The sequence below is a fragment of the Pantoea sp. SGAir0215 genome (assembly GCF_043543215.1).
The window spans coordinates 3,011,549-3,037,164 of the sequence record NZ_CP028031.1; the positions used below are offsets into that span (position 1 = coordinate 3,011,549).

The window sequence follows — 25,616 nt, forward strand, 5'->3', positions numbered from 1 at the left end:
AAGGCGACTTCTCAGTCGCCTTTTTGCCGGGTTACTTCAGGTATTCGCCGCTACGCAGCGCTTCAATACGTTTATCTAACGGGGGATGCGACATAAACAGCTCGCTGAATGACTTCCCTTTACCGTTGATACAAAACGCCATCATGCTGCTGGGCTCCTGCGGCTCGTAGCTGGTTTTCAGGCGCTGCAGTGCCGCAATCATCTTCTCACGGCCCACCAGTTTCGCTGAACCGGCATCCGCATGGAACTCACGGTGACGAGAGAACCACATGGTAATGATGCTGGCAAGGATACCAAACACCAGTTCCAGCACCATAGAAACGGCAAAGTACACCAGCGGATTACCGTTGCTGCTTTCTTCCCCATCGCGGTTACCAGACATGAAGCCTGCCGCAATCTGCGCCAGAATACGCGAAACGAAAATCACAAAGGTGTTCACGACACCCTGAATCAGGGTCATGGTGATCATATCGCCGTTGGCAATATGCGCGACTTCGTGCGCCAGCACCGCTTCAGCCTCGTCGCGGCTCATGTTTTGCAGCAGCCCGGTCGATACAGCCACCAGTGACGCATTACGGCGGGCACCGGTTGCAAAGGCGTTGATGTCAGGCGCGTGGTAAATCGCGACCTGCGGCATCGCAATACCAACCTGCCGGGCCTGCTGGCTAATGGTCTCTAACAACCAGCGCTCGGTTTCGTTGCGTGGTTGTTCAATCACTTCACCGCCGACCGAACGCAACGCCATCCACTTCGACATCAGCAGTGAGACAAACGCACCGCCGAAGCCAAACAGACCTGCCATAATCATCAGGCCCTGAACACTGCTTGACTGAATTCCTGTCAGGCTGAGAATCAGCCCGAATACCAACATCACTGCCAGGTTGGTCAGCAGGAAAAGAGCAATACGCATCATAACGGTTAATCATCCTCAGTAGTTCATGCGCTCATGCGCGGATACATATCCTATGAGCATTGTGCGGGTTTTCAAGCGACCTTAACGTTTAAGTGCCTAAAAAGACATAACTTTACAATATGACATAACCTTTACCGCAACCCTACTGAATGCGCGCAGTACAACACATTAACGTAACGCATCCTTGCCGGACTTATCATAAAAAAAGCACCGCAGTGCGGTGCTTTTTATTAAACCAGAACGTATCAGTTGCTTTTCGCTGCGGATGCGTCGGGAAGCGTCTTTTCCAGCTGCGCCAGATCGTTGGCAATCTTGACGGTTTCATCCAGATAAGGATCGGGTTCTTTGTAATCCTTAGGCAGGTCATCCAGGCTCTTCAGCGGCTTTTTGCCTTCGGCCTGATAGCGCGCATTAATGCGTTCCAGACGCAGCGCATCGTCTTCGTGGTTCTCTTTCTCGCGTTGAGCAAGATTGAGCGACACGATATTGCGCTTGTCCTTCATGGCATTAAAGCGGGCAATGTCCTTCATGATGTACTGGAACTCACGATCTTTCGCGATACGTTCATCATGTTCTTTCGTCAACTGCGGCACCAGCGCTTTCACATCTCCGGTTTTCGCGTAGGTGGCAGCCGTGATGCTGTCCCACGGTAAGGCGTTATCTTCAAACTTCTCGCCTGTCTCCGCCGCTTCAACGCCGGTAGGCATCAGCAGATCGGGGGTGACGCCTTTACGCTGTGTACTGCCACCGTTAATACGGTAGAACTTCTGAATCGTGTACTGAACCGATCCCAGCGCAGGCCATTCCGGACGCAGCATCTGATCGTAAATGCGGTTCAGCGAGCGATACTGCTGAACGGTGCCTTTACCAAAGGTCGGCTCGCCAACAATCAGCGCACGCCCATAGTCCTGCATCGCCGCCGCAAAGATTTCAGAGGCAGACGCACTGAAGCGGTCAACCAGCACCACCAGCGGCCCTTTATAGTACACAATGCCGTCGTTATCGCTGTCCTGACGGATGCGACCGTTATTGTCGCGCACCTGCACCACGGGGCCACTTGGGATAAACAGGCCAGACAGTGAGACCGCCTCGGTCAGTGCGCCACCGCCGTTGGTCCGCAGATCAATCACGATGCTGTCGACATTCTGCTTTTGCAGTTTCTGCAACTGCACTTTGACATCATCGGTCAGGCCCACGTAGAAGCCCGGAATATCCAGTACGCCGACTTTCTGCTTGCCCACATTGTGAATACTCATTTTAACGGCGCGATCTTCCAGACGGATTTTCTCACGCGTCAGTGTCACAATGCGGGTTTTAGTACCTTTACCGGCAGGCAGGATTTCAAGGCGAACCTTACTGCCTTTCGGTCCTTTAATTTTGGCGACGACATCATCCAGACGCCAGCCAATCACATCTTCCATTGGCTTGCCTGGCTCACCGACGCCGACAATACGATCGCCAACGGTGATGGCTTTACTTTTCGCCGCCGGGCCACCCGCGACCATAGAATTGATCACGGTATAATCGTCATCCATCTGCAATACGGCGCCAATCCCTTCGAGCGACAGGCTCATTTCAGTATTGAACTGCTCGGTATTGCGCGGCGACAGATAGTTGGTGTGCGGATCGATTTCGTGGGCAAATGCATTCATTGCCAACTGGAACACATCTTCGCTGTTGCTCTGTGCCAGGCGACGGATGGCGAAGTTATAGCGTTTGGTCAGCACGTCACGAATTTCTTTTTCGTCTTTACCGGCCAGCTTCAGGCTCAACTCATCGTATTTCACCTTGGCATCCCACAGCGCATTTAATTCGTTCTGGTCTTTCGGCCAGGGCGCTTTGGAACGGTCAATATCGATGGTGTCATTACCGGTAAAGTTCATCGGGCGAGCCAGGACCGTGAGCGCGTACTGATAGCGTTCGAAGCGGCGTTTCTGGGCCAGATTATAAAGATCGTAAAAAATATCCAGCTTACCGCTACGCAGTTCGTCACCCAGCTGTGTTTTCTTGCTGGCAAACTGTGCTACATCCGACGCCAGCAGCACGTTGTGGCTGTAGTCGAGCATGTTGAGGTAGCGGTCAAAAATTTTGGCGGAAAACGCCCCGTCCAGATCGAACTGACGATAGTGAGAACGCGTGAACCGTGAGGTGACGCGCTCGCTGACGGTAGGATCCTGGGGATCTTCATGCAACTGAGGAATTTGATCGGCACGAGTGATGTTCTCGGCGGCAAAGGAAGGGCCTGACAACAGCAGGCCCGCGATCAATCCAACTTTTAACAAGGTGTTCATGCCGGGGTCAGCCTCCGTTTCAGAACTGCAGGTGTTCTGCGCGCACAATCATTGCCATGCCGGAAGCGAGCTGTACCCGGACGCCGTCTTTAGAAACTTCCAGAACGGTTGCGTCCATTGCACTTTTGCCTGCTTTAACTTTAATACTCTGGCCGGGTTGCAAAGTTGAGGTATCAGTGATGGGTTTAGCCTGCTGCTGCTCCGGACGGGGTGCCGGTTTGCGATGCTGCGATGCAGTAGGACGCTCAGCAGACTGCGGACGCGGCTTACGCGCGGCGTCACCCTCTGCGGCTTTACGCGGAGCAGGTTTGCGTGGACGACGAGGCGCGTTGGCCCCTTCTTCGCCCTCACCGGCTTCACGACGCGCGGCCCGCTGCTGATCGCGTTGCGCCTGAACACGCGCTTTCGCGTCTTCCAGCTGCTTGCGGGCATGCTCAACGTGCTGCTCATCGAGAACACCGCACGGATTGCCGTCGAGATCCACGCGGGTCGCACCCGCTTTAATACCGTACAGATAGCGCCAGCTGGAGGTATAAAGACGTAATGCTGAACGTAACTGTGTTTTGCTCAGGTTCATTTCGCCCTGAACGCGCTCGACCAGATCCTGAAAGATACCGATTTTGAGCGGACGCGCTTCACCTTCAGCGCTAAAGCAGTGCGGAAAGCGCTCCGCCAGAAAGCTGATGACTTCTTTACTGCTATTCAACTTAGGTTGATTTTCCATGAAATTTCCTGATTACTACGGGTTTGCCGACCAGAGCAGGCATGAACAGGCGACATTATAATGACAACATCGCTAAATGCCATGCAATCCAGTCGATTAGCTACGCGTCAGCTGCAAATATTTTTCTAAGTCCGTGTTCGCGAGCACGTCGCAAAGCCCGTCAGTCAAGGCTACCAGCCCTTTTTCATCATCACTATCAAAGCGATTGTATTCCACACTGTCGATATCCAGCACGCCCACAACGTGACCGTTTACTTTCAGAGGAATCACAATTTCAGCATTACTGGCCGCATCGCAGGCGATGTGCCCCGGAAACGCATGCACATCATCCACACGCTGGACCTGATTTTCCGCCAGCGCTGTACCACAGACACCTTTACCCACGGGGATGCGCACACAGGCAATTTTACCCTGGAACGGGCCAAGAACCAGTGTGTCTGCTTCCGTCAGCAGGTAGAAGCCTGCCCAGTTCACGCCTTCGAGACGTTCATACAACAGCGCGCTAAAGTTACCCATCGCGGCGAGGAACGCCGTTTCTCCCGCCAGCAAGGCGCGCATATCGCGATCTAAATCGGCGTAAAAGGCAGTTTTGTTCATTATTCAACCGTTACCAGTGACATCCGGGCGGCTAACCACTCCGCCAGTTAAAAATAAGCACTAAAAATCCATAGCCATAAGGTGAATCATAGCGTTAGTTACTATAACCTTAACATTCTGTGGATCGAAGCGTGATACCCGAAACAGGTACACAGCAATGTCTTAACAACCCTTTGCGTAAATAACAATAAGCGAACCCTGCACTCTTTATGAAAATTCACGCGATTAGCGAGACATTGCCCCACGCACGTTATCAGCGTTGTCCGCAATGCGATACCCTTTTTTCCTTACCAGATGTGAAATCGCATCAGTCGGCACATTGCCCCCGTTGTAATGCGCAAATTGTCAGCGGCTATGACTGGTCGATGACGCGTCTGCTGGCGATGGCGGCCACCATGCTGGTCCTGATGCCGTTCGCCTTCAGCATGCCGTTGATTGATATCCGGCTGCTGGGTATGCGCATTAACGCCAGCCTGCTGGAAGGCATTGTGCAGATGACGCTGCAGGGCAACGTGTTAACGGCCTCCATGGTGGCGTTCTGTACTATCGGTGCGCCCGTCACGCTTGTGGCCGGCATTGGCTACCTGGCGCTGGGCCAGCGTTTGGGCATGAATCTGCGCCCGGTTCTGCTGATGCTGGAGAAGCTGAAAGAGTGGGTCATGCTGGACATTTTCCTGATTGGCATCGCGGTGGCGTCGATTAAAGTTCAGGAATACTCCGATCTCGAAATGGGCTACGGTCTGGTGGCTTACATTGCCCTGACCGTCCTGAGCGTGATGACGCTGATTCATCTCAATATTGAGCAGCTATGGGAACACTTTTATCCGCAACAGCCTCAGGTGACGCGACGGGAGGATCTGCAGGTTTGTCTCAACTGCCATTATACCGATGTTCCCGACGCACGAGGCCGTTGCCCCCGCTGCCATACACCGCTCGACTTCCGTCGCCGTCACAGCCTGCAAAAATCCTGGGCTGCGCTCATCGCCTCCATTGTGCTGCTGATCCCGGCCAATCTGCTGCCCATTTCGGTGGTGTACCTCAATGGCTCGCGGCGGGAAGATACGATCTTCTCCGGCATTCTTTCCCTGGCATCCGGTAATATTCCGGTCGCCGCCATCGTCTTTATCGCCAGTATCTTAGTGCCCTTTACCAAGGTTCTGGTCATGCTGGCGCTGCTTCTCAGCATTCATTTTCGCTGCGAGCAAGGCCTGAAAACCCGCATCCGTCTCCTGCGTTTTGTAACCTGGGTCGGTCGCTGGTCTATGCTGGATCTGTTTGTCATTTCGTTAACCATGTCACTGGTCAATCGTGACCAGTTACTGGCTTTTACCATGGGACCTGCCGCGTTTTACTTTGGCGCGGCTGTGATCCTGACCATTATGGCCGTTGAGTGGCTGGATAGCCGCCTGCTCTGGGATGCACATGCAACAGGAAACGCCGACTACACCGACTAATGCTACGCTGCGTAATAAGCGTAAAATTTCCCCTTTTTGGCTGCTGCCCGTTATCGCCATGCTGATTGCGGGCTGGCTGCTATGGACGAATTTTCAGGAGCGCGGCACTACAATCACCATTAATTTCCAGACGGCAGATGGGATTGTGCCCGGGCGCACGCCTGTGCGCTATCAGGGCGTGGAAGTCGGTACCGTGCAGGGCATCAACCTGAGCGACGACTATCGCAAGATCCAGATCAAAGCCAGTATCAAAAGTGATATGCGTGATGCGCTGCGTGAGAATACGCAATTCTGGCTGGTGACACCGAAAGCCTCGCTGGCCGGGGTTTCCGGCCTTGATGCGCTGGTCGGCGGTAACTACATCGGCATGATGCCGGGCGATGGTAAAGAGAGCGACACCTTCACCGCCCTGGATACGCAACCGAAATACCGTGTTAATACCGGCGAGCTGATGATCCACCTTCATGCACCGGATCTGGGCTCGCTGAATACCGGCTCACTGGTCTATTACCGCAAAATTCCGGTAGGCCGCGTGTACGACTACAGTATCAACGGTCAAAACAACGGCGTGTCAATTGACGTGCTTATCGAACGTCGCTTCGTCAACCTGGTGAAAACCAACAGCCGTTTCTGGAACGTGTCCGGCCTGAACGCCGATGTCAGCCTGAGCGGTGCCAAAGTGCAGCTGGAAAGCCTGGCGGCACTGGTCAATGGCGCGATTGCCTTTGACTCGCCCGAAGGCGCGGAAGCCGCAAAGAGCGACCAGAATTACACCCTCTATCCTGATCTGGCTCACAGCCAGCGCGGTGTGCTGATTAGCCTCGATCTGCCCAACGGCGATAACCTGTCGGCTAACCGAACGCCGCTGATGTACCAGGGTCTGGAAGTCGGTACGCTCACCAAACTGAATCTGCAGGACGGCGGCAAAGTCACCGGCGAGATGACGGTTGATCCGTCTGTGGTCGGCCTGATGCGCGAAGGCACACGCATTGAAATGCACAGTCCGAAACTCAGCCTGACTGACACCAGCCTGAGCAGTCTGCTGACCGGCAATACCTTTGAACTGGTGCCCGGCGACGGTCCACCCGTACAGCATTTTACCGTGGTTGCGCCTGACAAAACGCTGCTGCAGCAACCCAATGTGCTCACCGTAAAACTCAGCGCGCCGGAGAGCTATGGCATCGATGCGGGGCAACCGCTGATGTTATACGGTATGAAAATCGGCCAGGTCATCTCGCGCGATCTGGATGAAAATGGGGTGAATTTTGTTGTGGCAATCAATCCTGACCACCGGCAACTGGTGCACAGCGACAGTAAATTCATCGTGAACAGTCGTCTTGATGTGAAATTCGGTCTGGACGGCATGCAGGTGCTGGGAGCCAGCGCACGTGAATGGGTCGATGGCGGTATTCGTCTGGATCCCGGCAAGCGCGGCGCGCCAAAAGCCGCCTATCCGCTGTTTGCGGATGCGGAACGTGCGGAGGAAGGTATTGTGGGTGACGGTCCGTCGACCACGCTGATGCTGACCGCGAAAAGTCTGCCGGATGTTCAGGCGGGATCTGTCGTGCTGTACCGCAAGTTCCAGGTGGGCGAAATCACGAAAGTCACACCGCGCGCGGATGCGTTTGATATTGCCGTTCATATCAAACCGGAATACCGTAAGCTCCTCACCAACGAAAGTGTCTTCTGGGCGGAAGGCGGCGCACGCGTACAGCTTAACGGCAGCGGATTAACGGTGCAGGCCTCCCCGCTGAACCGGGCTTTAAAAGGCGCGATCAGCTTTGACAACCTGACCGGGGCGAAAGTGGATAAAGGCGTAAAACGCGTGCTTTATCCGTCCGAAACGGCCGCTCGCGCGGTGGGCAGCCAGATTACCCTGCACACCTATGATGCCAGCAAACTGTCTGCGGGCATGCCGATTCGCTATCTGGGCATTAACGTGGGTCAGATCGAATCACTGTCGCTGAGTGATGACAATAATCAGGTGGTGGCCAAAGCCGTACTTTACCCGGAATACGTGCAGAACTTCGCGCGCGTTGACAGTCGTTTCTCCGTGGTGTCGCCCGAGATTTCGGCCGCCGGGGTGAATCATCTGGAGACGATCCTGCAGCCTTACGTTAACGTTGACCCGGGTAAAGGACGCGGCGCGCGGACCTTTGAGCTGCAGGAAAGCACCATCACCGACTCGCGTTACCTCAACGGCCTGAACATCTATGTGGATGCCACCGAAGCGGGTTCTCTGTCATTAGGAACGCCGGTCCTGTTCCGGGGCGTCGAAGTCGGTACCGTGACCGGCACCTCGTTGGGTAATATGGCGGATCGCGTGCAAATCGCCCTGCGCATCAGTAAAAAATATCAGCATCTGGTACGTAATAACTCGGTGTTCTGGCTCGCCTCCGGCTATAACCTGGACTTTGGGCTGATTGGCGGTGTGGTGAAAACCGGTACCTTCCAGCAATTTATCCGCGGCGGCATTCAGTTTGCTACGCCACCGACGGTCCCGCTGGCCCCGCAGGCGAATGCGAATAAGCACTTCCTGCTGCAGGACGAACCGCCGAAAGAGTGGCGTAATTGGGGTACGGCCATTCCTGACCCGAACCAACCTTAATCCTCCCAAAACGGGCAGCCAGGCTGCCCGTTTTCTTTCCGCGTGTTACACTCCCGCCTTTGCCTCAAAGAGAACTTATCCGTGTCCGACGCCGCTTCACGTTTTCCTGCCGATTTTCTTGACCTTATGCGCCAGAGCCTGCCCGATGAGGCCAGCCTGCAGCAGTTTATCGACATTAGCCAGCAGCCGTTACGCCGCAGCCTCCGAGTCAATACGTTAAAAATCAGCGTCAGCGCGTTTCTGGCCCAAACGGCTCACTACGGCTGGCAGCTTACGCCGGTGCCGTGGTGTGAAGACGGCTTCTGGATCAGCCGGGAGGATGAAAGTTTACCGTTGGGTAGCGTGGCAGAGCATCTGAGTGGCCTGTTTTATATTCAGGAAGCCAGCTCGATGCTGCCGGTGACGGCGCTGTTTGATGCCTGTCCCGATGCACAGCATGTCATGGATATGGCGGCCGCCCCCGGCTCGAAAACAACACAGATTGCCGCCCGAATGCACAACCAGGGAATTGTCCTTGCTAATGAGTTCTCTTCCAGCCGGGTAAAAGTGCTGCACGCGAACATTACCCGCTGTGGCGTGACCAATACCGCGCTGACTCACTTTGACGCCCGCGTCTTTGGGCCTGCGCTGCCGGAACAGTTCGATGCGATCCTGCTGGATGCGCCCTGCTCTGGCGAAGGCGTGATACGTAAAGATGCGGATGCGCTGAAAAACTGGTCGCTTGCCAGCACCCACGATATCGCCCAGACCCAACGCGATCTGATTGACAGCGCGTTTCATGCCCTGAAGCCTGGCGGTACGCTGGTGTATTCCACCTGCACACTCAATCCGATCGAAAACCAACAGGTTGTGGCCTGGCTGCTGGCGCGCTACCCCGCAGCCGTCGAGGTTGCGCCGCTGACGACGCTGTTTCCAGGCGCAGAACAGGCAGCCACGCCCGAAGGTTACCTGCACGTCTTTCCTCAGCTGTTTGACAGTGAAGGCTTCTTTGTCGCGCGGTTACGCAAAATCGCCTCTGTTGAGCGGCTGCCTGCGCCGACATACAAAGTCGGCAAGCTTCCGTTTACCCCCGTAAACCGCAAACTGGAAAACGATATTGTTCAGGCGGCCGCGAAGGTGGCGCTTCAGTGGGATGAGCGCCTGCAACTGTGGCAACGCGATAAAGAAATTTGGCTGTTTCCCGCCGACATCGTTCCGCTGTTAGGGCAGGTCCGTTTTTCGCGGATTGGCCTGAAACTGGCTGAAACCTTTGCGAAGGGTTATCGCTGGCAACATGAGGCCGTTGTCGCGCTGGCGTCACCGCGTCCAGCGCAGACAGTGGAACTGAATGAGGCGGAAGCGGAAGCGTGGTTTCGCGGTCGCGATATCTACCCTGAAAACCCGCCCACCGTTGATGAGATGATTGTGACCTATCAGGCTCAGCCGCTGGGGCTGGCAAAACGGGTTGGTAGCCGGATTAAAAACAGCTATCCGCGCGAACTGGTGCGCGACGGTCGGCTGTTCCGTTAAGCCGTCACATCCTGCAAGTGACACTGTCACGCATGCGGCGCTGTTTTGCTGATAGCAGCGCCAGAACCGTCGTTCAGCGCGGACGGACCTGCACAAGCGGCAGGCATCGCGCCGGCGCATTCTGGCGCGATGCCCGGCGATAACTCAGGCGGTGCGCGCTTTCGCCGGATGGGTCAGCAATTTGGCGGCGGGCCGGATGGGACGTCGCACTAATTCTCCCCCGCAGTTGGGACAATTCCCCTGCAGATGCTGCTCAGCGCAGGTCGCGCAGAAGGTACATTCGAACGAACAGATGCGCGCATCACGCGATGCCGCAGGCAGATCGATATCACAACGTTCACAGTTTGGGCGCAGTTCTAGCATGACATTCCCCCTTGCGGTAACGGCTTTCAGCGTGGCAAAACCCATGCTGCTTGTCGAGGATTTTCATCGCCCGTAACGCTTATCCGTCAGAAGATGTGGAACCTGACGTGGCCCTGCTGCGGCTTTCATCGTCGCGCGCCTGGGTCACGTCGCCTTCGTCCTCATTCTCACCCTCGTCCTCTGCGCCCTCCTCATCACTGGTGACCATCGCCGCCTGAATCGCCTCGTCTTCCAGCACCGGGTTAAGCGCCGCGCCTAAAGGCGAGGTAGCCAGGCTGTCCGGTAACACCACGTGGGGCAAGGGTACCTCGGTAGTCGGTAACGGAAGCGGCGCTTTCTTCACATAGCTCAGCACAGCAATCAACAGGGTGCACACCGTGAAGAACAGATAAAGCATGTTACTGCCGAAAGGCTGCATCAGCGAGCCCACCAGCAATGGGCCGATACTGGCTCCGATACCAAACGCCATCAGCAGACAGGCCGTCAGTGAAACGCGCTGCTCCGCCGCCACCTGATCGTTTGCCAGCGCCACCTGCAAAGGATAGAGGGCAAACTGCACCATGCTGGCAAGAAAGGCGATGCCGAGCACCCAGTGAAATGACAGCCTGGGCAGCAACACCAGCGGCAAACAGGCCAGCGCCAGCAGCGCCGCAATATAAAACAGCAGCCGCTGACGATCGTAACGGTCGGACAGCCAGCTTAAAGGAAACTGCGATACCAGCCCGGCAAAAATCGTCAGGCTCATAAAAATACCGGTCTGCGCATCGCTGAATCCCTTGCTGCTGGCATACACCGGCGCCAGGCCATAAAAGGCGCCGACGACCATACCGGTTAATAAGGTGGTGCTGAGCAATTTAGGAATGGTGCGAAGAAAGTAGCCCAGCTCCATCGGCGCAGGTGACATCGCGCGAACATGCGTGCGCGTCGTCAGCGCAATCGGCACCAGACAGAGGGCAAAACAGAGCGCCACGATTAACAACGTCTGAAGACCAAAGTCACTTTGTAAGGTCAGCACCACCTGACCGCTACTTAAGCCAAGGTAGGTCGCCACCATATAGAAGCCAAAGATTAGCCCACGCTGTGACGATTCCGCCTGGTCGTTAAGCCAGCTTTCCAGCACCATGTACTGGCACATCATGCACAGCCCGATGATCAGGCGCAGGAAAACCCAGAGGGGGATAAAATCTGTCAGCCCGTGTCCGATCACTGACGCCGTAATAATGCCGGCACAGGCTACATAGGCACGAATATGACCGACGCGCGCAATCAGGTTGTGGCCCACCTTGCCACCGATCACCAGGCCAATATAGTTTGCCGCAATGATGGCCCCAATCAGCGCACCATTAACCTTATCATGGGCCAGACGCAGTGACACGTAGGTAGTGAGTAACCCTGAGCCCAACAGCATCAACAACGTGGTGGTGTAAAGCGGCAGAAATGTTCTAAGAATTTTTCGCATACGACTCCCTGTCCACAACAGTCATTGGTGTCCTGTAAAGTTTAAAGATAGTTGAATTTGCCCCGCTTTAGGTCGGGACAATTCCGACAGTAAACTCCCGTTGTCACGTGGACGGCAGTGATGACACATTTCCCTGTCCCCGGATGTATCGTAGGCCTCCGGCAAAACCTGACTGGCTGTGGACCATGTTTACGCGGCCGGGTTTTCCGTCAGCTATAAAAAACCCGTTAACCTGGCGGCTAACGGGCTGTGGGATCAGGCGCTGGGGAACGTAATGTTGCTGCCCGGTGCCTCTCGATGCAGATGAATAAAGTTCAAGTGGCGCTCATACTGATCGAGTATATCGATGATCACCTGCTCTTTGCTGTAATCCATCAGGTCATTACCCTGACTGCCCTCCAGCAGGAACGTCTCCAGCCGGTAATAGGTAGATTTCCCGCTGCGCGCGCGGTAGGTAAAGCCCGGAATGGAATACTGCTGTGGCCAGACCTGATAGAGGAAATCCTGCTCCTCGCCCAGTTGTACGCGCAGGTCCAGATAACCCAGAGGATGCTCCCCGTCGGCGGCCACGCGGTCCAGCGTGACGCGCGCGCCACGCAGCTCCAGCTCTTTTGCCACGTCCTCCATGGCGGGAAAGATCGTGTCATCCATCATTTTCAGGGTGTAGCGCGAGCCAGGATAGTTCATCAGGCGCGACAGCCGTTTTTTCCAGGTCAGACGGTCAGTAGCATGTGCCAGATAAGGCGCCGTATCCCGCGTCGCACTCACGCGGCGATAATCTTCCACCTTGAGCGATTTATACAGCCCTGCCATCACGAAGAAGATGACGAAACTGAACGGCAGCCCCATGATGACCGTGGTATTTTGCAGCGCCGTAATGCCGTTGGTCATCAACATACTCAGCGTCAGGACGCCGATGGCGACTGACCAGAATATACGCAGCCAGTTCGGCGCATCACTGTTGATGTCTTTCAGTTTGGAGGTGAAATTACCCAGCACCAGCGAACCGGAATCCGCCGAGGTCACATAGAACAACATACCGGTAATGGTCGCGACGGAAGCACTCAGCTTGAAGGCCGGGTACTGCGCCAAAAGACTGTAGAAACCGCGTTCCGCATGGCCCATCACTTCCTGTGCAAAACCCGCATCGCCATGAAGGATTTCATACAGGGCCGCGTTACCAAAGACCGACAGCCACAGCAGCGTAAAGGTAAAAGGAATCACCAGCGTACCGAGCACAAACTCACGAATGGTACGGCCACGGGAGATACGTGCCAGAAACAGGCCCACGAACGGCGACCAGGCCACCCACCAGGCCCAGAAAAACAGGGTCCAGCTGTTCATCCACTCTGTTGGCCGGTCAAAGGCAAACGTATTCAGCGTCATGCCCATAAAGCGATTGATGTAATCCCCTACGTTGAGCACCAGTGCGTTAAGCAGGAAGCCGGTATTGCCAGCGAACAGGACGAACAGAATCAGGCCGAGAGCCAGCGCCACATTCAGTTCCGATAAAATACGAATGCCTTTGTCAACGCCCGACGTCACGGAAATGGTGGCAATGATCACCGACAGAATAATCAATGCCGTCTGTGCCGTTAATCCTTCCGGAATATCGAACAGGACCTTCAGCCCATAGTTTAACTGCACCACACCAATTCCCAGCGTGGTAGCGATACCAAAGATCGTCCCAATTACCGCGGCAATGTCTACGCTGTGGCCGATGGGACCGTTAATGCGTTTACCAAAAATGGGATACAGGGCGGAACGGATGGTTAAGGGCAGATTGTAGCGGTAGCTGAAATAGCCAAGGGCAATCCCCATCAGGGCGTACATTGACCAGCCGGTTAAGCCATAGTGGAACAGGGTCCAGACCATCGCCTGACGGGCCGCTTCAAGCGTTTGCCCTGTCCCTTCCGGCGGCTGCATATACTGCGAAACCGGTTCCGCCACCGAGAAAAACATCAGGTCTATCCCGATACCGGCGGCAAACAGCATTGCCGACCAGCTCAGTATGCTGAATTCCGGTTTCGACTGCTCAGGCCCGAGTTTAATGGAGCCAAAACGGGAACAGGCGATATACACAACGAACACGATATAAAGCGTGGCGGCCAACATGTAATACCAGCCAAACGCTTCGGACACCCAGTTTACCGCCCTCAGTATCCAGTTGGCGGCTTCGCTGCTGAATAAAATAGTGATGAGTGAAAAGGTCAGAATCAATCCTGCGGAGGTGTAGAACACCACGGGGTTGATTCTGTCTTTTTCACTCGCTGGTGGACTCATCATCGTTTACCTCTGGTTGTTGGCTTATCAATTTTGCAAGAGTTCAAACCGGTAAAAACATCCGGTGTCCCGAGGGGTAAGTGTTTTTTACGCTTCGTTTCCTGCCGTTACATTCTGGTCAAAACTAACGAATCTGCCACACTTACCGCTTCACTTACTCAACTTTTAAGACACAGCATCCTAACAAGGTTTCTATTTATATTGAACATCCAATCAAAAAAAGATTAAATAGGGGACTGATTTTGGGTGGGAGCGAACGCAATGCCAAAGGTAGGGATGCAGCCAATACGACGTCGACAGCTGATCGATGCGACGCTGGCAACGATAAATGACGTAGGTATTAATGATGCCACCATTGCTCAGATTGCCCGACGCGCGGGCGTGTCAACTGGCATCATCAGCCACTATTTCAAGGACAAGAACGGATTGCTGGAAGCCACGATGCGCGACGTCACCCGGCAACTACGTGAGGCAGTTGCCCGTCGCCTGCAGCCGTTAGCCAACGCCCCCGCCGAAGAACGACTGCGCGCAATCGTTGAAGGAAACTTCGACGAAAGTCAGGTCGAACGCGCAGTGATGAAAGCCTGGCTGGACTTTTGGTCAAGCAGTATGCACCAGCCTCAGCTTCAACGTCTGGAACGGGTCAGTCATCGCCGTCTTTTTTCATCGCTGGCCGTGGAGTTTCGCCGCCAGTTGCCCAGGGACAGGGCCAGGCTTGCCGCTCACGGGCTGGCCGCCATGATTGATGGCCTGTGGCTACGCGCAGCATTAAGCGGCAAGCCCTTTGACCCGACGACAGCACGGACACTGACCACTCAATTTATTCGCCAGCAGTTAGCAGGCGAACACGCGTAACGGAACCAGGAGAAATTATGTCCCGATTCACCGAACAACACCTCTACATCAATGGTACTTATGTTGCCGCGACGTCTGGAGAAACCTTCCAGACGATTAATCCGGTCAACGGCGAAGTACTGGCTGATGTCCAGATTGCCGGGCGCGAGGATGTCGATCGCGCTGTGGCGGCGGCCAGAAAAGGGCAAAAAATCTGGGCAGCCATGACCGCCATGGAACGCTCACGCATTCTGCGTCGGGCCGTAGATATTCTGCGCGAGCGCAATGATGAGCTGGCTGAACTGGAAATGCTTGATACCGGTAAGCCGTTCAGTGAAACCGCCAGCGTCGACATCGTTACCGGTGCCGATGTGCTGGAGTATTACGCTGGGCTGATCCCTGCGCTGGAAGGCCAGCAAATTCCTCTGCGTGATACCGCGTTTGTGTATACCCGCCGTGAACCCTTAGGCGTGGTCGCCGGTATTGGCGCGTGGAATTACCCGATTCAGATTGCCCTGTGGAAATCTGCCCCGGCCCTCGCCGCAGGCAATGCCATGATTTTCAAACCCAGCGAGGTCACACCGCTGACGGCCCTGAAACTGGCTGAGATTTACACCGAAGCCGGTGTGCCGGACGGCGTTTTCAACGTGCTGCCCGGTACCGGCGCGGTTACCGGTCAACTGCTTACCGAGCATCCGGGTATCGATAAAGTGTCATTTACCGGCGGTGTCGTCAGCGGCAAAAAAGTCATGGCAAATGCGGCAGGATCGACCCTGAAGGACGTCACCATGGAGCTGGGCGGCAAATCCCCGCTGATCATCTTTGATGACGCCGATCTCGATCTGGCCGCCGACATCGCCATGATGGCTAACTTCTACAGTTCCGGCCAGGTATGTACCAACGGTACCCGCGTTTTTGTCCCGGCCGCATTGCAGTCTGCGTTCGAAGCCAAAATCGTAGAACGTGTTGCCCGTATCAAAGCGGGCGATCTGCGCGATCCCGAGACGAACTTTGGTCCGCTGGTCAGCTTCAGCCACCGTGACAACGTGATGCGCTTTATTGAGTCCGGTATTGCAGAAGGTGCCCGTCTGCTGTGTGGCGGTAAACGCTTAACCGGTGACGGGTTTGATCAGGGCGCGTGGGTGGCACCAACCGTATTCAGCGACTGCCGCGACGACATGAAAATTGTCCGTGAGGAAATTTTCGGGCCGGTGATGTCGATCCTGAGTTACACCTCGGAAGAGGAAGTGATACGTCGCGCTAACGATACCGAATATGGTCTGGCCGCGGGTCTGGTGACCCGGGATCTGAATCGTGCGCACCGCGTCATTCATCAGATTGAAGCGGGCATCTGCTGGATTAACACCTGGGGTGAATCTGCCGCTGAAATGCCTGTCGGCGGTTACAAGCATTCTGGCGTCGGTCGTGAAAACGGCTTGATGACGCTGCAGAATTACACCCAGGTGAAGTCGGTTCAGGTTGAGCTGACGCGCTTTCAGTCTGTCTTTTAATCCCCTTACCTGAGGAGCGACGAATGGAATTTGATTACATTATCATTGGAGCCGGATCCGCAGGGAATGTGTTGGCCACCCGACTGACTGAAGACAGTAGCGTGAATGTACTGCTGCTGGAAGCGGGTGGGCCTGATTATCGTTTCGATTTTCGGACGCAGATGCCAGCGGCCCTGGCGTACCCTTTACAGGGAAAACGGTATAACTGGGCGTATGAAACTGAGCCTGAGCCGTATATGAACAACCGCCGCATGGAGTGTGGTCGGGGTAAAGGCCTGGGCGGTTCTTCGCTGATCAACGGCATGTGTTATATCCGGGGTAACGCGATGGATCTGGACAACTGGGCAAGCATGCCCGGCCTGGAAAACTGGAGCTATCTGGACTGTCTGCCCTACTATCGCAAGTCAGAAACGCGCGATACCGGTGCCAATGACTACCACGGCGGCGATGGTCCGGTCAGCGTGACCACGCCGAAGAAAGGCAACAACGTGCTGTTTGAAGCAATGATTCAGGCAGGCGTTCAGGCCGGCTATCCGCGCACAGATGACCTGAATGGTTATCAGCAGGAAGGCTTTGGGCCGATGGACCGCTTCGTCACGCCAGAAGGCCGACGTTCCAGCACCGCGCGCGGTTATCTTGACCAGGCGAAACGCCGACCGAACCTGAAAATCGTGACCCATGCCACCACTGACCGTATTTTGTTTGAAGGCAAGCGTGCAATTGGCGTGGAATATATGATCGGTGACAGTAATACGCTGCACACCGTTCATGCGCGACGCGAAGTGCTGCTGTGTGCGGGTGCCATTGCTTCGCCACAAATCTTACAGCGCTCGGGTGTGGGATCGTCCGAACTGTTACAGCAGTTTGACATCCCGGTCGTCCATGACCTGCCGGGCGTAGGTGAGAACCTGCAGGATCACCTTGAAATGTACCTGCAGTATGAATGCAAGGAGCCCGTCTCTCTGTATCCCGCACTGAAGTGGTGGAATCAGCCGAAGATCGGCGCAGAGTGGCTGTTTAACGGCACGGGCGTGGGTGCCAGTAACCAGTTCGAAGCGGGTGGCTTTATTCGCAGCCGTGAAGAGTTTACCTGGCCGAATATTCAGTACCACTTCCTGCCGGTAGCGATTAACTACAACGGCTCGAATGCGGTCGATGCGCACGGTTTTCAGTGTCACGTAGGCTCAATGCGTTCACCCAGCCGCGGACATGTGCGCCTGAAGTCCCGCGATCCGCGTCGCCATCCCGCAATTCTGTTCAACTATATGTCGCATGAACAGGACTGGCATGAGTTCCGCGATGCGATTCGTATCACACGTGAAATCATCAATCAGCCCGCGCTGGATAAATACCGTGGCCGTGAGATCAGCCCGGGCATTGAATGCCAGACGGACGAGGAGCTGGATGAATTCGTGCGTAACCATGGCGAAACGGCTTACCATCCTTGCGGAACCTGTAAGATGGGTAACGACGAGATGGCGGTGGTTGATGGCGAAGGCCGCGTACATGGACTGGAAGGTTTGCGCGTGGTCGATGCATCCATAATGCCCTTAATTATTACGGGCAACCTGAATGCGACCACCATCATGATCGGTGAAAAAATCGCCGACTGCATCCGTGGTCGTCAACCGCTGCCGCGCAGTACCGCAGACTACTATGTTGCAGGCGATGCACCAGTGCGTAAGGCACCTGAGCGGTCAACCTGATCGCCTCCCTGACCTTAAGCCGGACAACTGTCCGGCTTATTTCTTTTTTCTGCACTTATCACCTGCATTAATCAGAATAATAAGCATGATTGCTCAGATTTATGTCAATTCAACTTACAATATCGCGCTGTGCTTTTAACGCCAGTAGTGGTATAAAGTGTGGGTGTTCATTATCGGAGGCTTTACCCGTCCACTGAAGAGAAGCAATAACGTGGATGCATTGTGAAATTATGAGCAGGATGTTCATTCCCCGTTTTACCGCCCTTTCGTTCCTCGCATTACTCAGCGTTAACGCCCTCGATCAGCACTGGCGCAGCGCGCTTTAGTCCCCTTTCCGCTCGTTTATTCCTTTCTGCCGTGGCATCACGGTGGGTTAATTACGACGCTAGTTGTGGAGAAAAAACCATGCGCGCATGGGGATTATTAGCACTCGCTATTGTTGCGGAAATCATGGGTACCCTGACCATGAAATGGTCCAGCCTGAATCAAAGCCAGAGCGGCTATCTGATTATGCTGGGCATGATTGCCTGTTCGTATATCTTCCTGAGTTTTGCCATCAAACGTATCGCACTGGGGGTCGCTTATGCCCTCTGGGAAGGTATCGGCATTATGCTGATCACGCTGTTTAGCGTGCATCTGTTTGATGAAACCGTATCGCCGCTGAAAATCTGCGGTCTGGTCACCTTGATTGTCGGCATTCTGCTGATGAAAACCGGCAGCAAGAAGGAGGCCGATCATGACCCTGCCTGATCTGATTCATTTTGCCTGGCTGGCACTGGCTGTCCTGCTGGAAATTGCCGCCAATATCATGCTCAAGTACAGCAACGGTTTTAAAAAGCCCCTGCCCGGCATCGCGTCGTTGGGCTGTGTGCTGCTGGCATTCAGTGCGCTGTCGCAGGCCGTGAAAGGTATCGATCTTTCCGTGGCTTACGCGCTCTGGGGCGGGTTTGGTCTCGTCGCCACCGTTGCTGCAGGCGGCATTCTCTTTGGTCAGCGCCTGAACCGCAAAGGCTGGGCGGGCCTGGCTCTGCTGTTGCTGGGCATGGTTATGCTGAAACTGGCCTGAGAACAGGGGACGCAGACGTCCCCTTTCCGCCCTTTACCCGTACGTCTGCAATGCCGTCCTGCCCTGCTGTTTATGAAAATACGTCCCTCTTATCCGCAGTGGCAGGCCCGTCAGAGAAAGGGGTTGACCTTTGTCATCGACAGTCACTTCTGAGCCACTCAAAGGTGTGTGTATTATCACGCAGATCGATTATTCATCATAATGTCAGAATCCTCTTACTTTTATCATTGCAGGTGGACTTGATCCGACTGTTAGGGCTTAGTGATGCCTTTGGATCCAGTATAAATAATTGATTAACGAGGTTTTACCATGTCTGCAACGCGAGGATGGTCCACGGAACTGGAAGGGTTACGGGGGATTGCTTCTCTTTGGGTACTGCTGGGACACATAAGCTTGCTTATCCATTGCCATATCACTTTACTCTCTTCTCCGGGGATTGGTGTGGATCTGTTTATCCTGCTTTCGGGCTACCTGATGGCAAAAAACTATGTCGAACGTCAGGAAAAAGAGCCATGGCAAAGCCCGGAAACCATCAAGAAATTCTGGCTACGGCGTTTTTTTCGCATCGCCCCGCTTTACTATCTGCTGCTGGCGGTCGCGCTCATCTCTGGCCCCTGGTTTGGCGAGATGCGCGACACGATCGCACATGTTTATTCGGGCACAGCGACCGATGCCTCACGCTATGCCGATCAGTCACTCATGAATGTCGTGACGCATTTCTCTTTTCTGTTTGGCGTCCTGCCCGCCTATGGCTTTAACACCACGCTGCCCGACTGGAGTATCGGGCTGGAAATGCAGTTTTATCTGCTGTTTCCCTTTATCATGCTGGCGGTTATGCGCTTCGGTTATGCCCCGGCATTGCTGTGCATCATGGCGCTGAGCTGTGCCGGCCGTTATCTGCTGCCTGACTATTACGAAGCCTTTGAAATGCCGTCCATGATTCTGATTAAACTCAATATGTTTATTTCGGGCATGCTGCTGGCGGAGGCCGTACGGCGCAAGTCCCTGCTCTATGTGGTCTTTGCCCTTGCTGGCCCGGTGGTCAGTGTGTTTATCGGGTTAGGCGCGATCAAACTTCAGTTGGTGATGGAAGCCTTGATGATTATCGGCATGGCGGCGGTGCTGTGGCAGTATCAGGAAAACAGTCTGATGGCGCGGCTCATTCAGCTTCCACGTAAGGTGTTAAACAACCGCCTGAGTACATGGCTGGGCGATGTCTCTTTTTCCGTGTATTTGCTGCATCTGTTGATTGTGATTCCGGCTATCGCGCTGTTGCTGAAACAAACGGATATTGCTTACCAGAGTGATGTCACGCGTTTCCTGATTGTCTGTGCCGTATCTCTGCCGCTGACATATGGCCTGGCCTCTTTGCTGTACCAGTATGTTGAGAAACCGGGCATCAGACTGGGCAAAAAAGTGCTGGCTCCCAAACCTGCCCTGTAATACCAATATGGCTCGCCGGGGCGAGCCATTTTTATCCTCACATCATAATGCATTGCCTACATCATGCTGCTTTTCCCTCACATGCTCATCCGGTGATTCCGGCGTATCGGCAAGGCTACTGTACGTTTTCAGTCCGACGAGATGCGTCGGATCGTGCCTGCTGTGTACCAGGCTTTGTGCGGCAGAACCAAACGAGACAATCAAAAACATCCAGGCCACTGCTAATGATTTCCGCATTGTGCTATCCCATGCTGTGAATGGAGTCGCTATGGTGAAGAAATCAGGGTAAGGGAGTGTCTGATAAACTTAAAATTTTCGTCAATATTGTTACCTGCCTCACATATTTTTAGTGATCCAGGGAAACGCATGACGGTCGCGGCCCTGTGCGGGCTCGGGACAATCGCCCCTCATGCTTCAGCAAAAAGACAAGCGCGTCCCCCTTACGCATCGCAAAAACGTGCTGAGCTTAACGTTTTTCGGGTCCGGATTCGGCCCAGGCTGTGCGGCGCATCAGAGTTAGGGAGGAATCACCACTTATATTTATCTATCACCTCAAAAACACATGCTTTCCCGATGTAATACATAAAGAAATTCTTTGTTTTTTCATCATTTATCCCCTCCTTCGCAATGAAATCCTTTTATCTGACCATTTATTGATTAAGATCATTTTCAATGGTGCAAAATAAAATATTAACGATATTTATGTAAATTTTGCATTTTCCATTAATTATTTATGCTTCTGATGCCGATAGAGAACGAAACCGCTCCTTATCAGGAATCTTATTATGAAAATCTCTACACGGCTTGCGACGGGTTTCGGCCTGCTCATTCTCCTTTTGATCCTCTGTACTGCCGTTTCTCTGACCTCCCTGCATCATGCCAAAACGGGCATGGACGATGTCGTGAACAGCAAAATGAGAAAATACCAACTTATTCTGGATATGCGTGGCGGACTGCGCGATCTGGCGATAGCCGTGCGAAATCTGGCCCTGCTCACCGACGACAAAGAAATGCAGCCAGAGTTACAACGCCTTAATACGCAGAAAGCATTGTTCATTCAAAACCGCGAGACACTTGAAACCATGATGCAGACTCAGTCTACAGCAGAAGAACAGGCTGCCCTGAATCATATCAGGGAACTTGAAGCACCGATGATGGCGTCCTTCGTGACGGCCGGGCAACTGGGACTAAAAAATGAGCAAACAGAAGCGACGCGCTATCTCATGACGACCCTGCGTCCACTGCAGCGAAATATGCTGGATGCGCTTAATAAAGCCACCGATATTCTGATGTATAGCAGCCGTAACGCCGTAGAAGTTAACAGCCAGTCCACCAGCCGGGCGTCGGTAACGCTGGTGCTGTTAGCCGTGCTTTCTGTCCTGTTCTCGGTAGCAACCGGCTATGTGATTACGCGTGTGCTGATGCGTCAACTGGGCGGTGAGCCCGCCCAGGCGCAGGCGCTGGCCGCTGCAATTGCGGCAGGTGACCTGACATCCAGCGTTTCGCTGCGTCGCCATGACACCACCAGCCTGCTTGCGTCCCTGGATGGTATGCAGGCGAAGCTGCGCGGGCTGGTCTCAGAAATTAAACAAACGTCGGGCAATGTTGCCCTGGCGGCAGAGGAAATCGCCCAGGGAAATACCGAACTCTCCTCGCGTACTGAACAGCAGGCTGCTGCCTTGCAGGAAACGGCGGCCAGCATGGAGCAGTTAACTGCGACGGTAAAAAGTAATACCGCCGGTGCTCAAACTACGGCCTCGACGGCGCGTGAAACGGCAGAGCTGGCCCGCAGCGGTGAGAGTGATGTCCACCGCATGTCAGAAACCATGAACGATATTTCCCTGAGCGCCGCCAAAATTCGCGATATCACCGGCGTGATAGAAGGCATTGCTTTTCAGACCAATATTCTTGCGCTGAATGCCGCCGTTGAAGCCGCGCGGGCGGGTGAACAGGGACGCGGTTTTGCGGTCGTGGCAGGCGAAGTCCGCACGCTGGCCCAGCGCAGCGCCACTGCCGCAAAAGAGATAAAATCCCTGATTGAGCAGGCGGTGGAGCAAGTGGGAAGCGGCGTCAAAGTGGCCAACGGCACGGGTGAAAGTATCCTGAAAATTGTCAGCATGGTGGGCGACCTCGCGAGTGCGATGGATGAAATTTCCCTTGCCTCCGCCGAACAGATGCAGGGCATTTCACAGGTCAGCGTCGCGGTGAGTCAGATGGACAGCGTAACGCAGAATAACGCGGCACTGGTGGAAGAATCGTCTTCGGCTTCACAATCTCTGTCCGAGCAGGCCCATGCGCTGCGCGGCATGGTAGAAGCCTTCCGCGTGTAACGCACGCCATTGCGCCACGTCATCGCAGGTAAGGTATGACGTGGCACAACGTTGTTTTACTTTCTGGACTGACGGGGACGAGGCCAGAACAAGGCGGCCTGCCCCCAGTCCGCTTCGTGTTCTTCTGACTGCCAGACTTCACCCTCGTAGATGGTGAAGGTCTCACCCTGTTTATTGACGCGCGGGCCACTATAACCTGTGGCGATGCCATTGCGCCTCACGCTGTCCAGCAAACGCTGCCGCTCCGCCCTGTCGGCAGGCCCGGCGCTGAGCCGTGAGGGCAGTTGCAGCATCTCCGCCAGGCTGTAGTGAAAACAATCCAGCGCACAGCGGTTGGCATAGACAAAAACCGGATCGGCCTCACGGTTATGCGCGAGAATACTGTACGGCGCATCCTCGTGGAGCCAGCGGTAACGATCGGCTACGTGCTCAGGACAGTATAACCCGCTGCCGGTCAGCATCCGGTAGCGGTCATCAATGCGTTTCAGTAAGGCGATTTGCTGTTCAGACGACATGCTTCTCTCCGTAACGAAAATCAGAATGCGAAACGCTAATGTGGCGGGATTACAGGGGGAGATCAAGGGCGGGAAGATGACAGTGCCTGGTGCGTTCCGGCTTATTGGCGACCGGGATAGATATTAAGACGCGTCGGGTATAAAAAAAGACCGAACACTATTCCAGGTATTCGGTCCAGGGAAAGGGCTCTCAAGGAGCCGTGCGCTAAAAGTTGGCATTCGTTCAGGCTTTCGCCTTGCCTGTAAAGCGTAGGCCAAGACAGGAGATTTTCCAGCCAGCGCAGCGGAGCTGTGCAAAAAACCGGCAGGTTTGTGATCGGCTAAACAATTTTGCCGACAACCCTGCTGTATCGCGTGTTATTTCGCGCACAGCGCCTGAGCACGATCGACGATGGGCTGCAGACTCATCATCTGACCCGGATGGGCTTTATCCGGGGCCTGAATCACGCTGATCGGCTGCGCTTTAACCTGACCGGCCTTGAACTGCGCATCCGCTTTGTCGTTGAGGGGATACTGCATCAGCGTGCTGGGGTTAATCGCAAACAGCGCGCCGTCTTTCTCGCAGGTTAACATCACCTCTTCCCGGTTAAAGGGCCACTTCTCTTTGCCAATTTCGAAGCGGCTGACGGTGATAATTTGTGCCGCCAGCGCCTGGCCAGCCAGTGTGAATAACAGCAATGCAGAGATCGCTTTTTTCAGCAACATAACGTTCCTTTCTTGAATGTCGGTCATTTCAGGTTGGCGACAGCGTAGCAAACACACTCACCAACCCCACTACGCCGCATGCCAGCACAATTTCCAGCTGAGTCATGCGAATAAACTGCTGCTGTGCGCCCAGGCCAGCGACATGAAAACGCGGAACTAATCGGTAGCGGTTCCAGAGCGCAATCATCACCATAAGGCCCACCAGCGCGACTTTACAGAGCAACAGTACAACATAACGGTTAAGCGACCAGTCACCCGGCCAGCCTGCAATCAGCAGGCTGTTTACCAGTCCGGTGACCAGCGTCAGGGCCACAGCCAGATGCCCGTAGCGGGAAAAACGCATCATCGTGCGGATTGCGGTGGTTCGGAAGGCAATGTTCCGTGCCATCTGCATCAACACCAGTAACGGCACCAGGCCACCCGTCCAAAAAGATGCGGCGATCAGATGTACAACGTGATTACCTTGTTGCGCGATGCCAGCCAGCCCCTCTCTCATCGCGGCATGGCCGATGAGCGCCAGACAACCACACTGTAGCAGACTGGTCAGCCACCCGATCCACTGCCGCTGCGGGTCACGCATCAGGATAGCGGCTACGCTGCACAACGAAAAGAGGAGTTGCCATTGCCACACCGCGCCCCAGTGTGTAGACAGCACCGCCATCCATACGTCCGGCACGGCCAGGTTGTGCCAGTCGCCACTCATCAATGCCGTCTGCGCGGCCAGCATACACAGCGCAGTCAGGAGTGCCAGGATTGCACTGCCTGTCATCAGGCGTGACAGGCGCGATATCAGCGCCGCCCGTAACGAAACGGGCGCCAGCAGCGTCGTACAAAAATGGCTGCCGACCAGTACTATAACCGCCGTAAAATGCAGTGCCCGCAGCACCACCCACAGTGTCGTCACAGGATTACTTCACGGTGAACGTATAATTTCCGTTTGTTTTATGCCCGTCCACGGACAGCACATGCCAGTTTACCTGATACGCGCCCTGAGTCAGCGGCTGAGCGAAGTTAACCCGTAACTGGTTATGCCGGGCTTTATCGCGGCTGATCTTGCCCGCAATCGTTTTATGCTGAGCATCCACCACCTCAACGCCGCTGAACGCGGGCTCAACATCTTCCGTAAAATTCAGGGTTATCTGCTGCGGCGCGGGCGATATTTCGGCTTTTGCGGCGGGGACAGAGGACGTAAGATGCGCGTGCGCCAGCGCGAACGGACTAAAAGCCAGTGTCGAGGTCGCAAACGCGATCATTGCGCCATGCGAAAGTAATGTTTTCTTCATAACATCATCCTGTTAACGCCTG

22 protein-coding genes are annotated in these 25,616 nt (G+C 54.7%); 10 read left to right on the forward strand and 12 right to left on the reverse strand.

The genetic code is table 11. The annotated features are described in order from the left end of the window. Positions 1–31: 31 nt before the first annotated feature. The 4 genes from htpX to C1N64_RS14130 all read right to left on the reverse strand — a co-directional run bounded on the left by htpX (position 32) and on the right by C1N64_RS14130 (position 4,525). Complete coding sequence (gene htpX / locus C1N64_RS14115; RefSeq protein WP_033741934.1) at positions 32–913, reverse strand: protease HtpX; 882 nt, start codon at positions 911–913, stop codon at positions 32–34. 245 nt (positions 914–1,158) lie between these two features. Further along, positions 1,159–3,204 carry a carboxy terminal-processing peptidase gene (gene prc, locus C1N64_RS14120; RefSeq protein WP_033741935.1) on the reverse strand — a complete coding sequence of 682 codons (2,046 nt, stop codon included), beginning with the start codon at positions 3,202–3,204 and terminating at the stop codon, positions 1,159–1,161. A 19-nt stretch (positions 3,205–3,223) separates the two neighbouring features. Next, entirely contained in the window at positions 3,224–3,928 is a 705-nt protein-coding gene (gene proQ, locus C1N64_RS14125) for an RNA chaperone ProQ (RefSeq protein WP_375096338.1), read from the reverse strand. A gap of 96 nt (positions 3,929–4,024) precedes the next feature. After that, the gene (locus tag C1N64_RS14130) at positions 4,025–4,525 is read right to left on the reverse strand and encodes a GAF domain-containing protein (protein WP_039343102.1); all 501 of its coding nucleotides are present in this window, start codon (positions 4,523–4,525) and stop codon (positions 4,025–4,027) included. 209 nt (positions 4,526–4,734) lie between these two features. On the opposite strand from C1N64_RS14130, the gene yebS reads away from it, so the two are divergent. The 3 genes from yebS (at position 4,735) to rsmF (ending at position 10,096) form a co-directional block, all read left to right on the forward strand. After that, the gene (gene yebS, locus C1N64_RS14135; protein ID WP_394514898.1) at positions 4,735–5,979 is read left to right on the forward strand and encodes a membrane integrity lipid transport subunit YebS; all 1,245 of its coding nucleotides are present in this window, start codon (positions 4,735–4,737) and stop codon (positions 5,977–5,979) included. Then, positions 5,948–8,587 (forward strand): PqiB family protein, encoded by a 2,640-nt coding sequence (locus tag C1N64_RS14140; RefSeq protein WP_033741944.1) that lies wholly within the window; start codon positions 5,948–5,950, stop codon positions 8,585–8,587. Before yebS ends, C1N64_RS14140 begins: the two co-directional genes overlap by 32 nt. An 81-nt stretch (positions 8,588–8,668) precedes the next feature. Next, the gene (rsmF, locus tag C1N64_RS14145; RefSeq protein ID WP_039343108.1) at positions 8,669–10,096 is read left to right on the forward strand and encodes a 16S rRNA (cytosine(1407)-C(5))-methyltransferase RsmF; all 1,428 of its coding nucleotides are present in this window, start codon (positions 8,669–8,671) and stop codon (positions 10,094–10,096) included. A 144-nt stretch (positions 10,097–10,240) separates the two neighbouring features. On the opposite strand, the gene C1N64_RS14150 is transcribed toward rsmF, so the two are convergent. From C1N64_RS14150 to C1N64_RS14160, 3 genes are all read right to left on the reverse strand, one after another. Beyond that, entirely contained in the window at positions 10,241–10,459 is a 219-nt protein-coding gene (locus tag C1N64_RS14150) for a DUF1272 domain-containing protein (RefSeq protein WP_006120304.1), read from the reverse strand. Positions 10,460–10,538: 79 nt separating this feature from the next. After that, entirely contained in the window at positions 10,539–11,918 is a 1,380-nt protein-coding gene (locus C1N64_RS14155; RefSeq protein ID WP_033741947.1) for an MFS transporter, read from the reverse strand. 255 nt (positions 11,919–12,173) lie between these two features. Continuing rightward, the gene (locus tag C1N64_RS14160; protein WP_033741948.1) at positions 12,174–14,204 is read right to left on the reverse strand and encodes a choline transporter; all 2,031 of its coding nucleotides are present in this window, start codon (positions 14,202–14,204) and stop codon (positions 12,174–12,176) included. Between the two features lie 258 nt (positions 14,205–14,462). Between C1N64_RS14160 and betI the strand changes: the two genes are divergently transcribed. The 6 genes from betI to C1N64_RS14190 all read left to right on the forward strand — a co-directional run bounded on the left by betI (position 14,463) and on the right by C1N64_RS14190 (position 20,761). Further along, on the forward strand, positions 14,463–15,056 hold the full coding sequence (gene betI, locus C1N64_RS14165) for a transcriptional regulator BetI (RefSeq protein ID WP_006120302.1): 594 nt from the start codon (positions 14,463–14,465) through the stop codon (positions 15,054–15,056). A gap of 17 nt (positions 15,057–15,073) precedes the next feature. After that, entirely contained in the window at positions 15,074–16,546 is a 1,473-nt protein-coding gene (betB, locus tag C1N64_RS14170) for a betaine-aldehyde dehydrogenase (protein ID WP_006120301.1), read from the forward strand. 23 nt (positions 16,547–16,569) lie between these two features. Beyond that, positions 16,570–18,252, forward strand: a complete 1,683-nt coding sequence (betA, locus tag C1N64_RS14175) for a choline dehydrogenase (protein WP_033741949.1) — start codon at positions 16,570–16,572, stop codon at positions 18,250–18,252. Positions 18,253–18,657: 405 nt separating this feature from the next. Next, positions 18,658–19,002: a multidrug/spermidine efflux SMR transporter subunit MdtJ gene (mdtJ, locus tag C1N64_RS14180; protein ID WP_006120299.1), complete on the forward strand. Its 345-nt coding sequence runs from the start codon at positions 18,658–18,660 to the stop codon at positions 19,000–19,002. Continuing rightward, positions 18,989–19,318, forward strand: coding sequence for a multidrug/spermidine efflux SMR transporter subunit MdtI (gene mdtI / locus C1N64_RS14185; RefSeq protein WP_033741950.1), 330 nt, complete (start codon positions 18,989–18,991; stop codon positions 19,316–19,318). The genes mdtJ and mdtI overlap by 14 nt, the downstream gene beginning before the upstream one ends. Before the next feature lie 309 nt (positions 19,319–19,627). Further along, entirely contained in the window at positions 19,628–20,761 is a 1,134-nt protein-coding gene (locus C1N64_RS14190) for an acyltransferase family protein (protein ID WP_394514899.1), read from the forward strand. 42 nt (positions 20,762–20,803) lie between these two features. Here C1N64_RS14190 and C1N64_RS14195 read toward each other — a convergent pair whose 3' ends face one another. Then, positions 20,804–20,998, reverse strand: coding sequence for a hypothetical protein (locus C1N64_RS14195; protein ID WP_006120296.1), 195 nt, complete (start codon positions 20,996–20,998; stop codon positions 20,804–20,806). A 548-nt stretch (positions 20,999–21,546) separates the two neighbouring features. On the opposite strand from C1N64_RS14195, the gene C1N64_RS14200 reads away from it, so the two are divergent. Then, a complete protein-coding gene (locus C1N64_RS14200; protein WP_033741952.1) occupies positions 21,547–23,091 on the forward strand; it encodes a methyl-accepting chemotaxis protein in 1,545 nt (514 codons plus the stop codon). Between the two features lie 56 nt (positions 23,092–23,147). On the opposite strand, the gene C1N64_RS14205 is transcribed toward C1N64_RS14200, so the two are convergent. The 4 genes from C1N64_RS14205 to copC all read right to left on the reverse strand — a co-directional run bounded on the left by C1N64_RS14205 (position 23,148) and on the right by copC (position 25,594). After that, positions 23,148–23,606, reverse strand: coding sequence for an MEKHLA domain-containing protein (locus tag C1N64_RS14205; protein ID WP_033741953.1), 459 nt, complete (start codon positions 23,604–23,606; stop codon positions 23,148–23,150). A gap of 357 nt (positions 23,607–23,963) precedes the next feature. Next, positions 23,964–24,311, reverse strand: a complete 348-nt coding sequence (locus C1N64_RS14210) for a YebY family protein (protein ID WP_033741954.1) — start codon at positions 24,309–24,311, stop codon at positions 23,964–23,966. Positions 24,312–24,339: 28 nt separating this feature from the next. Beyond that, positions 24,340–25,215 (reverse strand): copper homeostasis membrane protein CopD, encoded by an 876-nt coding sequence (copD, locus tag C1N64_RS14215; RefSeq protein ID WP_033741956.1) that lies wholly within the window; start codon positions 25,213–25,215, stop codon positions 24,340–24,342. A 4-nt stretch (positions 25,216–25,219) separates the two neighbouring features. Next, complete coding sequence (gene copC / locus C1N64_RS14220; protein ID WP_033741957.1) at positions 25,220–25,594, reverse strand: copper homeostasis periplasmic binding protein CopC; 375 nt, start codon at positions 25,592–25,594, stop codon at positions 25,220–25,222. Between the last annotated feature and the right edge of the window lie 22 nt (positions 25,595–25,616).

Bases quoted from the DNA above. Each gene is read 5' to 3' on its own strand.
- betI (WP_006120302.1), top strand. From the start codon at position 14,463: ATGCCAAAGGTAGGGATGCAGCCAATACGACGTCGACAGCTGATCGAT.
- copC (WP_033741957.1), bottom strand. From the start codon at position 25,594: ATGAAGAAAACATTACTTTCGCATGGCGCAATGATCGCGTTTGCGACC.
- C1N64_RS14200 (WP_033741952.1), top strand. From the start codon at position 21,547: ATGAAAATCTCTACACGGCTTGCGACGGGTTTCGGCCTGCTCATTCTC.
- C1N64_RS14130 (WP_039343102.1), bottom strand. From the start codon at position 4,525: ATGAACAAAACTGCCTTTTACGCCGATTTAGATCGCGATATGCGCGCC.
- betB (WP_006120301.1), top strand. From the start codon at position 15,074: ATGTCCCGATTCACCGAACAACACCTCTACATCAATGGTACTTATGTT.
- betA (WP_033741949.1), top strand. From the start codon at position 16,570: ATGGAATTTGATTACATTATCATTGGAGCCGGATCCGCAGGGAATGTG.
- C1N64_RS14155 (WP_033741947.1), bottom strand. From the start codon at position 11,918: ATGCGAAAAATTCTTAGAACATTTCTGCCGCTTTACACCACCACGTTG.
- htpX (WP_033741934.1), bottom strand. From the start codon at position 913: ATGATGCGTATTGCTCTTTTCCTGCTGACCAACCTGGCAGTGATGTTG.
- C1N64_RS14195 (WP_006120296.1), bottom strand. From the start codon at position 20,998: ATGCGGAAATCATTAGCAGTGGCCTGGATGTTTTTGATTGTCTCGTTT.
- prc (WP_033741935.1), bottom strand. From the start codon at position 3,204: ATGAACACCTTGTTAAAAGTTGGATTGATCGCGGGCCTGCTGTTGTCA.
- C1N64_RS14205 (WP_033741953.1), bottom strand. From the start codon at position 23,606: ATGTCGTCTGAACAGCAAATCGCCTTACTGAAACGCATTGATGACCGC.
- mdtI (WP_033741950.1), top strand. From the start codon at position 18,989: ATGACCCTGCCTGATCTGATTCATTTTGCCTGGCTGGCACTGGCTGTC.
- C1N64_RS14150 (WP_006120304.1), bottom strand. From the start codon at position 10,459: ATGCTAGAACTGCGCCCAAACTGTGAACGTTGTGATATCGATCTGCCT.
- mdtJ (WP_006120299.1), top strand. From the start codon at position 18,658: ATGCGCGCATGGGGATTATTAGCACTCGCTATTGTTGCGGAAATCATG.
- C1N64_RS14140 (WP_033741944.1), top strand. From the start codon at position 5,948: ATGCAACAGGAAACGCCGACTACACCGACTAATGCTACGCTGCGTAAT.
- C1N64_RS14190 (WP_394514899.1), top strand. From the start codon at position 19,628: ATGTCTGCAACGCGAGGATGGTCCACGGAACTGGAAGGGTTACGGGGG.
- C1N64_RS14160 (WP_033741948.1), bottom strand. From the start codon at position 14,204: ATGATGAGTCCACCAGCGAGTGAAAAAGACAGAATCAACCCCGTGGTG.
- yebS (WP_394514898.1), top strand. From the start codon at position 4,735: ATGAAAATTCACGCGATTAGCGAGACATTGCCCCACGCACGTTATCAG.
- C1N64_RS14210 (WP_033741954.1), bottom strand. From the start codon at position 24,311: ATGTTGCTGAAAAAAGCGATCTCTGCATTGCTGTTATTCACACTGGCT.
- proQ (WP_375096338.1), bottom strand. From the start codon at position 3,928: ATGGAAAATCAACCTAAGTTGAATAGCAGTAAAGAAGTCATCAGCTTT.